This window comes from Stenotrophomonas sp. TWI1409 (assembly GCF_039673015.1).
Lineage (GTDB): Bacteria > Pseudomonadota > Gammaproteobacteria > Xanthomonadales > Xanthomonadaceae > Stenotrophomonas > Stenotrophomonas maltophilia_A.
This window is the reverse complement of sequence record NZ_JBDJKU010000138.1, coordinates 1-1,839: the sequence shown is the minus strand read 5'-3', so window position 1 is coordinate 1,839 and position 1,839 is coordinate 1. Positions and strand designations below refer to the sequence as shown.

Annotated in this window: 1 protein-coding gene; it reads left to right on the top strand. The window is 66.5% G+C overall.

Translation table 11 applies throughout. The features are described from left to right. Positions 1-126: 126 nt before the first annotated feature. Entirely contained in the window at positions 127-1,494 is a 1,368-nt protein-coding gene (purB, locus tag ABE423_RS20665) for an adenylosuccinate lyase (protein WP_346487355.1), read from the top strand. Positions 1,495-1,839 lie beyond the last annotated feature (345 nt).

Here is a 1,839-nt window from a genome sequence, read left to right as displayed (position 1 = left end):
TGGGCCGGCCGGGGGCCTGAAAGCCTGGAATTGGGGGGCGGGGGGGGTTGGCCGGCCAGCGGCCGGCACTACCTCACCGGCACGTCGTAGAATATGGCCCCCGCCGCTCGCCCCAGCCCTGCCGACATGTCCGATTCCGCCCTGCTCGCCCTGTCCCCGCTCGATGGCCGCTATGCCGGCAAGGTCGACGCCCTGCGCCCGATCTTCTCCGAGTACGGCCTGATCAAGGCCCGCATCACGGTCGAAGTGGAGTGGTTGCTGGCCCTGGCCGCCGAGCCGGGCATCGTCGAACTGGCCCCGTTCTCCGACGCCGCCATCGCGCGTCTGCGTGCCCTGGCCGCCAGCTTCAGCCCGGTCCAGGCCGCGCGCGTGAAGGAGATCGAGCGCACCACCAACCATGACGTCAAGGCGGTGGAGTACTTCATCAAGGAACAGCTGAAGGACGACGCCGAGCTGGCCCCGGCGCTGGAATTCGTGCATTTCGCCTGCACCAGCGAAGACATCAACAACCTCAGCTACGGCCTGATGCTGGAACAGGCGCGCCGCGAGGTGGTGCTGCCGACGCTGGATGGCATCGCCACCTCCCTGCGCAGCCTGGCCCACGCCCAGGCCGGCCAGCCGATGCTGTCGCGCACCCACGGCCAGACCGCCTCGCCGACCACCCTCGGCAAGGAGCTGGCCAACGTGGTCGCCCGCCTGGAACGCCAGCGCAAGCAGATTGCCGCGGTCGAACTGACCGGCAAGATCAATGGCGCGGTGGGCAACTACAACGCCCACATCGCCAGCTACCCGGACGTGGACTGGCCGGCCTTCGCCGAGCGCTTCGTGACCGGCCTGGGCCTGGTGTTCAACCCGTACACCACGCAGATCGAACCGCACGACAACATCGCCGAGATCGGTGATGCCGCACGCCGCGCCAACATCATCCTGATCGACCTGGCCCGTGACATCTGGGGCTACGTTTCGCTTGGCTACTTCAAGCAGCGCCTGAAGGAAGGCGAAGTCGGCTCGTCGACGATGCCGCACAAGGTCAACCCGATCGATTTCGAGAATGCGGAAGGCAACTTCGGCATTGCCAATGCGCTGTTCGAGCACTTCAGCGCGAAGCTGCCGATCAGCCGCTGGCAGCGTGACCTGACCGACTCCACCGTGCTGCGTGCACTGGGTACCGCGTTCGGCCACAGCCAGGTGGCGCTGGATTCGCTGGCCAAGGGCCTGGGCAAGCTGGAAGTGAACCCGCAGCGCCTGGATGCCGATCTGGATGCGGCCTGGGAAGTGCTGGCCGAGGCCGTGCAGACGGTGATGCGTCGCCACGGCCTGCCGAACCCGTACGAACAGCTGAAGGCGCTGACCCGCGGCCAGGGCATCACCGCCGAGTCGATGCGGGCGTTCGTGCAGGGGCTGGAGCTGCCGGCGGATGCGAAGCAGCGCCTGCTGGAGATGACCCCGGGCAGCTACACCGGCCTGGCCGAGTCGCTGGCGAAGAAGATTTAAGGAGTTTCCTTTGCGGCGGCGGCCGCGGGCGCTGCCTGCGGCAGGCAACAGCAACAGCAACATCAACGTCAATAGCGGCTCTGGGTTTTTGCCGTGCTTGGCGGGGCGGGTTGGATTCGCGGGACACGCCGTGAACCCGTCCTTGGGGACTCGATGGCGCCATCCATGGCGCCAACGGTCCCGCGAACCAAACCCGCCCCACCTCTGACAGATTCCCGGTGACGGATCGAAGAGCATTGGGTTGTCGGGACGGAATTTGAAAGAGGGACGCGGCTTCGCCGCGTCCCTCTGTTGTTTTTGGCTGATTGTAGAGCCGAGCCCATGCTCGGCTGCTTGTTCCAACAG